Annotated in this window: 5 protein-coding genes; 2 read left to right on the top strand and 3 right to left on the bottom strand. The window is 45.7% G+C overall.

Features of this window, described 5'->3' with window-relative positions; genetic code table 11:
- Nucleotides 1-74: 74 nt before the first annotated feature.
- The gene (gene hcp, locus QZ135_RS18205; RefSeq protein ID WP_294612529.1) at nt 75-1727 is read left to right on the top strand and encodes a hydroxylamine reductase; all 1653 of its coding nucleotides are present in this window, start codon (nt 75-77) and stop codon (nt 1725-1727) included.
- Between the two features lie 126 nt (nt 1728-1853).
- On the opposite strand, the gene QZ135_RS18200 is transcribed toward hcp, so the two are convergent.
- From QZ135_RS18200 to QZ135_RS18190, 3 genes are all read right to left on the bottom strand, one after another.
- Nucleotides 1854-3584: an ABC transporter ATP-binding protein gene (locus QZ135_RS18200; RefSeq protein WP_294612520.1), complete on the bottom strand. Its 1731-nt coding sequence runs from the start codon at nt 3582-3584 to the stop codon at nt 1854-1856.
- Complete coding sequence (locus QZ135_RS18195; RefSeq protein ID WP_294612517.1) at nt 3581-5401, bottom strand: ABC transporter ATP-binding protein; 1821 nt, start codon at nt 5399-5401, stop codon at nt 3581-3583. Before QZ135_RS18195 ends, QZ135_RS18200 begins: the two co-directional genes overlap by 4 nt.
- Nucleotides 5402-5762: 361 nt before the next feature.
- Complete coding sequence (locus tag QZ135_RS18190) at nt 5763-6374, bottom strand: TetR/AcrR family transcriptional regulator (protein WP_044155328.1); 612 nt, start codon at nt 6372-6374, stop codon at nt 5763-5765.
- Between the two features lie 586 nt (nt 6375-6960).
- Here QZ135_RS18190 and QZ135_RS18185 point away from each other — a divergent pair.
- On the top strand, nt 6961-8313 hold the full coding sequence (locus QZ135_RS18185) for a hypothetical protein (protein WP_294612514.1): 1353 nt from the start codon (nt 6961-6963) through the stop codon (nt 8311-8313).
- Nucleotides 8314-8320: the final 7 nt, after the last annotated feature.

Below are 8320 nucleotides of genomic sequence, written 5' to 3'. Positions count from 1 at the left end.
TGCGCTATGTTCCGAAAGGCACTTGTAGCTTGTAGCTCGTAGCTGATTCATAACTAAATAAAAAGAATAAGATGATGGAAGCTAAAATGTTTTGTTACCAGTGCCAGGAGACAATGAAAGGCACCGGTTGTATCCTGAAAGGTGTGTGTGGAAAAGAAAGTCATACAGCAAAGGCAATGGATTTGCTGATGTTCGTGGTACGTGGAATATCAGTCGTTACCGATGAATTCCGTAACGCCGGACATTCTGTAGCTGCCGAAGTGAACCGTTTTGTTGTGGATGCCTTATTCTGTACCATTACAAATGCCAACTTCGATGATGAAAGCATTCTGAACAGGGTGGATAAAGGTATGGCATTGCGTAACCGTTTAATAGAAGAAGCCAAAGAAAAAGGTATTTCCTTGCCTGAAATCGACGAATTGCAATGGCAGGGCGGACGTGATGAGTATGCTTCCAAGGCGGAAAGCGTGGGTGTGTTGCGTGACCCCGACATAGACCTGCGTTCCCTGAAAGAATTGATGACCTATGGTCTGAAAGGTATGGCGGCATATCTGGAACATGCCATGCGTTTGGGATATGACGATGCTTCTATCCATACTTTTATGCAACATGCTTTGGCTGCCACTGCCACAAAATCACTTCCGGCAGGCGAGTGGGTGAAGATGGTGCTCCAGACCGGAGAATACGGTGTGAAGACTATGGCTTTACTGGATAAAGCGAATACCGAACGCTATGGAAATCCGGAAATGACAAAAGTAAATATCGGAGTAGGGAAGCGTCCGGGTATCCTGATAAGCGGCCACGACCTGAAAGATATGGAAGAACTATTGAAGCAAACCGAAGGTACGGGAGTCGACGTGTACACACATAGCGAAATGCTTCCTGCTCACTATTATCCTGCTTTCAAGAAGTATTCCCACTTCGTAGGCAACTATGGAAATGCCTGGTGGAAGCAGCGTGAAGAGTTCACCACCTTCAATGGGCCTATCCTGTTTACAACAAACTGTATCGTCCCCCCGTTGGCAAATGCTGAATATAAAGAACGTATGTTTACAACAAATTCCACCGGATATCCCGGCTGCAAGTACATTCAGGCAGATGCCGAAGGCAGAAAAGACTTCTCCGAAATTATCGAGATAGCCAAGCAATGCCAGCCGCCTACGGAAATAGAACATGGAGAAATCATCGGTGGTTTTGCCCATAATCAGGTGTTGCAACTGGCAGATAAAGTGGTAGATGCCGTGAAGAGCGGTGCTATTCGTCGCTTTGTGGTTATGGCAGGTTGCGACGGGCGTATGAAGAGCCGTGATTATTATACCGAATTCGCCAAAGCGCTGCCTAAAGATACAGTCATCCTGACAGCAGGTTGTGCCAAGTATCGTTACAATAAGTTGCCTCTGGGAGATATCAACGGCATTCCACGTGTACTGGATGCAGGACAGTGCAACGACAGCTATTCACTGGCAGTCATTGCAATGAAGCTGAAAGAAGTGTTCGAACTGAATGATATCAACGAACTCCCGATTGTGTATAACATTGCCTGGTACGAGCAGAAAGCTGTTATCGTACTGCTGGCTCTGTTGAGTCTGGGTGTGAAGAAAATCCATTTAGGACCTACGCTACCTGCCTTCCTGTCGCCCAATGTGGCAAAAGTCTTGGTAGATACTTTTCAGATAGGTACCATCAGTGATGTGGAAGATGACTTGAAGATGTTCCAATTATCATAAATGATTAATAAATTCTGAAGTATATTCGGATGGATAATTCCCGCCCCTACAAGTTAATCATATCGTGATTAATTTGTAGGGGCGAATTATTATTTTAGTAGGATTTTCTTGAGTGGTCTTTGAAATTTACAACTTCCACCCCAATGTCTTTTCCTGTATATTCCATAGCTTGGCGTATAGCCCCTTATTATCGAGTAGTTCCTGATGCTTACCTTGTTCAGCAATGCGTCCTTCCTCCAATACTATGATGTTATCTGCATTCTTGATCGTCTTCAGGCGATGGGCAATCACGATTACCGTACGTCCTGTAATCAGTGTATTGATGGCACGCTGTACTTCCACTTCATTTTCCGGATCGAGTGAAGCCGTTGCTTCATCCAGAAGCACTACGGGAGCTTCTTTCAATATAGCACGTGCGATGGAAATGCGCTGCTTCTCTCCACCGGACAAGGTACAACCGCCTTCACCGACCTGCGTATCATAACCTTTGGGCAATCGCATGATAAAATCGTGGCAACATGCTTTGCGGGCCGCCGCTTCTATTTCTTCGTCCGCGGCGTCGGTTTTGCCGAAACGGATATTGTTGCGAATGGTATCCTGAAACAGATACACATCCTGGAATACCATTGAGATATGACTCATCAATGATTCCGGTTCCAGGGTTTTCATATCTACTCCATTAAATAAAACCTGCCCCTGTTGCGGATCGTAAAAACGTGCGCATAATTTCAGCATGGTGCTTTTTCCACTGCCCGAAGGACCTACCAGAGCGGTGAGTGTATTCTTACGTAGTGTTACCGATACATCATGTAGCACCTGTTTTTTCTGATAGCCGAATGATACGTGATAGAAAGTGATATCACCGCTTTCCGGGGCTTCTTTACTTCCTTGCATTTCCGGTTCGTTCATCAGCGTCAGGATACGCCCTCCGGCAATGGAGAAATATCGGAATTCTGCAAAGTTGGTCAGTGCCGAAGTCAGCGGATCGAAGACGCGGGAACCGACAACGAGGAACATAACGAACGTGAGCAAGGATAAATCTCCTCCTATCAATAAGTACGTTCCACAAAGTATCATCAACGTCAGACCTGCCCGTATCAGCGTTACAGAAAGCAGTATGAACGGACCGAGCAATGCTTCCTGGCGGATACAGGCACGACGCAGTTCGGCAAAGGCATTCTTCAGACGGACAAACTTGTCGCCCAGCAGATTATATGCTTTCATTACCCGTATTCCCTGCAAGTACTCTTCCAGGCGATTGCCTGCATTGATTTTGGCAGCAATCTGTTTGCCGCTCAGTTTGTATTGCAGGTAAGTGCTGCCCAGTAATATTCCCACAGCAAGCGGAAGGGCTATAAACATGGCAACGGCCATTCGCCAGTCTATCCACAGCAATCCCGCGAAAGCGAGTACAGGCATCACCAGCGCACCCATCAATTGGGGCAGATGGTGCGAAATACCGGTTTCCGCCATCGTGAAGTCCGTTATCAGCATGGACGAAAGATCACCCGGATCGCGGCGTGACAGGAACCCCAATGAGAGTTTCCGCAAATGCTCTGCCAGGCTGACACGTCCTGCGGCACTCATTTCATAGGCCCCCCGGAAATTGGCGCGGTAGGAAGCCCTTTCGGCCAACGCCATGACGAGTACATACACTACAAGCAGGATAAAAATAGTCCAGAGCCGTTGAGTGTCCAGTGGCATTCCGCTACCATCGAAAGCACGGAATATCACGTTGATCGCTTCGATGGACAGGCAGAACGGGACAATATTTACCAGGTTGGCAAGCATCGTGTAGCCCACAGGTTTGCGAAGGCGTTCGGTGTGCCCTATCGTAATATTTTCTATTGCATTCATTCTTTTACCTCCTTCTTACTGTTTAGTTCCCAGTGGAACGCGTCCGTATAAGCGTCCCACATATTCTTATATAATCCTTCCGTTTTACTCAATACCTCGTGCCGCCCATGCTGCGCGAGCTTTCCTTCGTTCAGTACGATGATTTGCTGTGCCGAAATGATGGACGAGAGACGGTGTGCAATGATGATAACCGTCTTATTCTGGATCAGATGTTGCAAAGCCTGCTGCATCTTATATTCATTTTCAGGGTCGGCAAAGGCGGTGGCCTCGTCCAGCACCAGGATAGGGGCGTTCTTCAGGATGGCCCTTGCCACACAGACACGTTGCGACTCGCCACCGGAAAGGTAGACGCCCTCATCTCCGATGCGGGTTTCGTAACCTTGCGGAAGGCTTTCTATAAACTCATGGCACTGTGCGGCTTTTGCGGCAGCTATCACTTCCTCGCGTCCCGCACTGGAGTTTCCTACCCGGATATTCTCATAGAGGGTATCAAAGAAAAGAAAGCTATCCTGGAAAACAAAGGAAACAATGTCCATCAACTTTTCAGTGGGAATATCTTTGATGTCGACTCCTCCGATCCGTATTTCACCTTCCGTTACATCCCAGAAACGGGGAATCAGATTGGCAACCGTAGACTTCCCCGAACCCGAGGGGCCTACGAGTGCCGTAATTTCACCTTGGTGTGCTGTGAAGGTGATGTCGCGCAGGGCTTCGGTACGGGTGGTCTCCGCTTTATTCTCATAAGCGAAACTAACCTTGCGGAATTCGATATCATACCCGGCGGGTACTTGCGGCGTTTGCGCTTCCGGTACGGGCGGCTCGGAGAAGATACGGTCAATACGTTCCACGCCCTCGTCTATTTCCCGTGTGCCCGACCCGAGGAACATCAGTTTATAAATAGGCGAGGCTACTCCGGGGCCCATGATAATGAAGAATAGATAGACAGCGGCTAATGCCAGATTTTGTGGCTCATGACTCAGTAATAGCAGGCCTATCGGCAGGATAAATGTAATGAGCGAGTTCAGCAATATGGTGAAGACCACCATACCGGGTTCGTATGTATCGCATACTTTCAGTGCATATTCCTTATACGCCTCAATCTCACTATTGAAGCGGCGGAACGACCGGACGCTCTGCCCGAAGATTTTCACGACCGGCATGCCGCGTACATATTGTACGGCTGAGGCGCTCATTCGTTCCTGTGTATCAAAGTAGATTTTAGTAAACTCCTGTGCCTTTTTCCCGAAGAAGTTGGCAAACTGTAATCCTATACTCAATGCGATACAGAATAGGCAGACCGCAGCCATCCAGCCGTTCAGGGAGAAGAAGATGACGAACATCAGTGTCACCGTAGCCAATACATTCACCAGGTCGGGGATGGTATGGGCAATGAAGTTCTCTATCTTCTCTACATTCTGTTCCATAATCTTCTTGATACTTCCGGTAGACGTACCGTTCAGGTATCCCAACGACAGGCGTCCGATGTGTTCCGATAGCTTGATACGCAATCCGTACAGGATACGGAAAGCAGCTACATGCGAGGCCATCAGTGCCGCATAAAGTAGCAATAGTCCTCCAATCAGTCCGAAGAAGGCGAACCACCCCCAATATACCAGTACTCCGCTGTCCACTTTCCCTAAATCACTGGCGTGATGCAGCAATTCCTGCAATACGCGGTATACCGACCAGTAGGGAACCAGCATGCACGTAGCGCTGCCTGCCGAAAGAACTCCGGCCAGGATCAGCAAGCCTTTCCGCTCGCCTGCAATCTCAAACAGGCGGGCGATTCCTTTTTTCTTTTTCTGTTTCTCTTTCATAATTTATAATTTTGTTTAGTGTGAGTTTTCTCTTTTGGGGCAGGCATTCACTCTTTGCAGGGCTAAGGGATAAAGAGTAATAGCCTGTGCCTACTGTTAATCTGTGATGACTCCTATACTGACTATACAATCAATGCCAATGATTCCTACCATCAATGCCAATGATTCCTACCATCAATGCCAATGATTCCTACCATCAATGCCAATGATGCCTATCATCAATGCCAATGATGCCTATCATCAATACGGATGATGATATACTCAGTCATATACTCATCCTGGTTAACCTTACCTAATAGCCCTCTTCACCTCAACGCTCAATAACGAACAATATTCAGATTCATTCAAAAAAAGAGAGAGCTTATATTTTCATAAGCTCTCTCCAACCGGTTACTTCGAATGTGATGTATTCTGTGACTATCTGTTCCAAATCTTCTATCCCGACCCGGTGCATGATTAATTCCTCAAACATGGTGAACATCCATGCCGTGTGCAAGTGGATGGAAAAGTCGGTTACGTTGATATTCATTTGCGGATGTTTCTCTTTCATATCTCTGAAGTACTCTTTCACAAGTGATGTGGAGCGTTCGGTGAAGTTCTCCTTGAAGTTTTCCAGTGAAGAACCCTGTGCATGGAAAAATAGCAATACCAACAATTTGCGATGCTTTTGTATCAATGTCATGTACTCTTCTATCACATATCGTAGGTATTCGGTGGAATACATTTCCATGATATCCGCTCCATAACGACCGTGATGTTCGTGCAGCATTCTTTCGAATGCACTGATCACAGGCCGTACCACCGTACAGAAAATATCATCCTTACTTTTGAAATAGTTATAGATATTGCTCAATCCTACCTGTGCTTCTTGCGCAATTTCACGCATGGAAGCCTTCGGAAAGCCGTTTTCGAGGAATACCTTCTCGGCAGCTTTCAGAATTTCTTTTTGTATGTCATCTTTAGGGTATTGCATAAGCTTTCATTTTCCAACTGCAAAGTAGGGGAGAATCCGCGTTTCCTGAAATACCCATTAATGATGGTTTTTTGTTATATTTTTATAAAAATCACAATTATTGGGTATTGCCAAGGTCACTGAAAGCATGCAACTTTGCGCGCATTATTAATGATTTAAACTACTATATGGTAAAAATAACTCGTCGTGGAAAAAATGTCAGTCGCTCTTCCAATTGTAAGAGATGGGGAATACTGGCTATTCTTATTCTTTTTATAGGTAGCATATCCTTTCTGCTTCATTCTTATTTCGCGCATAATGCGGATAATTCTCTTTGCAACTGCCTCTCTTGTGTTTTTAGCCGTACTCCTGAGGAAGGCGAGTACGTTTACAACCGTTATCTGATTTTTATCAGTTTGGTCTGGATTGCTGTAATATTCGCTATTGTCTTTTTGGTTAATTACTTCTTTGTAAAAAAGAACAAAAGGAAATAGTGTTCATTTAAATACCTATATGTTATTATTTTTAATGGTACAATACTCACATTTGGGTATTGCCCGAGCTTTTAACTCCCTCTAACTTTGCGCCAACAAAATTAAGATAAAAAATGAGAAAATTAACTGGCTTATTCGTTTTATGCTTTTTGCTATCAGCCAATGCTTTACAGGCTGGTGAGCCTGATGAGGTGACTTCTACGGAAGAGAATAAGAAGGTACCTACTGAGGACGACGGCTACAAGAAATTCCGTTTTGGCGGTTACGGAGAGATGGTTGCCAATTTCAAAGATTATGGCAACAACCGCTTCTATGGTCATAGTGAAGGTAATCCCAAGAAAAACCGGAATACAATTTCCATTCCCCGTTTTGTGCTGGCTTTTGACTACAAGTTCAATTCTAAGTGGATACTTGGTGCGGAAATTGAGTTTGAGGCCGGTGGCGTAGGTACGGCTTATGAATTGGAGAATTCCGAAAACGGCGAATATGAAACCGAAATAGAAAAAGGGGGGGAGGTTGCCATTGAGCAGTTTCACATTACCCGTCTGATAACTCCGGCTTTCAATGTACGTGCCGGGCATCTTATTGTACCCGTAGGTCTGACAAACTCTCATCATGAGCCTATAAACTTCTTTGGAACCTCAAGACCGGAAGGTGAAACTACAATTCTACCTTCTACCTGGCATGAGAATGGCCTTGAACTTTTCGGTTCGTTCGGAAAGGGATATGCCAGTTTCGATTATCAGGCAATGATTGTTGCAGGGTTGAATCCGAATGGATTCGACCGTAATACATGGGTTGCCAGTGGCAAACAAGGAATTTTTGAAGAAGATAATCTCACTTCACCCGCTTATGTGGCTCGTTTGGATTATAAAGGAGTTCCGGGCTTGCGTGTAGGTGCGTCGTTCTATTATTGTGCGGATGCGGGTAGCAACTCCGATAAGCCGGACACCTATTCTTCGGTAGGCAAAATTCCGCTGAGAATCTTTACGGCAGATGCGCAGTACCGCAATAAATATGTGATAGCCCGTGGTAATGTGGTATATGGAAATCTGGGAAACTCTACCGGAGTGAGTCAGGTGAATATCAAGCTCTCCAACAAATCTCAATATAGCCGGGTGGTGCCGGTGGCCAAGAATGCGGTGAGCTATGCGGCAGAGGCGGGATTGAACATAAGTGCTTTCTTTAAGAATAATAAGAAGGTTCCGGTGATTTATCCTTTTGCCCGTTATGAATACTATAACCCGCAGGAAAAAGGAGAAACCGGTCAGATTATGGAAAAACGTTGCCAGGTAAGTATGTGGACAGCCGGTTTGAATTGGTATGCTTTGCCAAATTTAGTGGTGAAGGCCGACTACTCTACACGCCAGATCGGAACAGGCAAGGTGTTTGGAACAGGCAAGTATAACAGTGAAAACGAATTTTCTATCGGTATCGCTTCTATCGGTTGGTTCGTTAAGAAATAAGAGAACA

The organism is uncultured Bacteroides sp., assembly GCF_905207245.1.
Classification (GTDB): Bacteria; Bacteroidota; Bacteroidia; order Bacteroidales; family Bacteroidaceae; genus Bacteroides.
Note: the sequence above shows the minus strand (reverse complement) of the source record. Positions and strands in the feature narration are given on the sequence as shown.

Excerpts from the sequence above, each read along its gene's own strand:
- hcp (WP_294612529.1), top strand. The coding sequence starts at position 75 with ATGGAAGCTAAAATGTTTTGTTACCAGTGCCAGGAGACAATGAAAGGC.
- QZ135_RS18190 (WP_044155328.1), bottom strand. The coding sequence starts at position 6,374 with ATGCAATACCCTAAAGATGACATACAAAAAGAAATTCTGAAAGCTGCC.
- QZ135_RS18185 (WP_294612514.1), top strand. The coding sequence starts at position 6,961 with ATGAGAAAATTAACTGGCTTATTCGTTTTATGCTTTTTGCTATCAGCC.
- QZ135_RS18200 (WP_294612520.1), bottom strand. The coding sequence starts at position 3,584 with ATGAATGCAATAGAAAATATTACGATAGGGCACACCGAACGCCTTCGC.
- QZ135_RS18195 (WP_294612517.1), bottom strand. The coding sequence starts at position 5,401 with ATGAAAGAGAAACAGAAAAAGAAAAAAGGAATCGCCCGCCTGTTTGAG.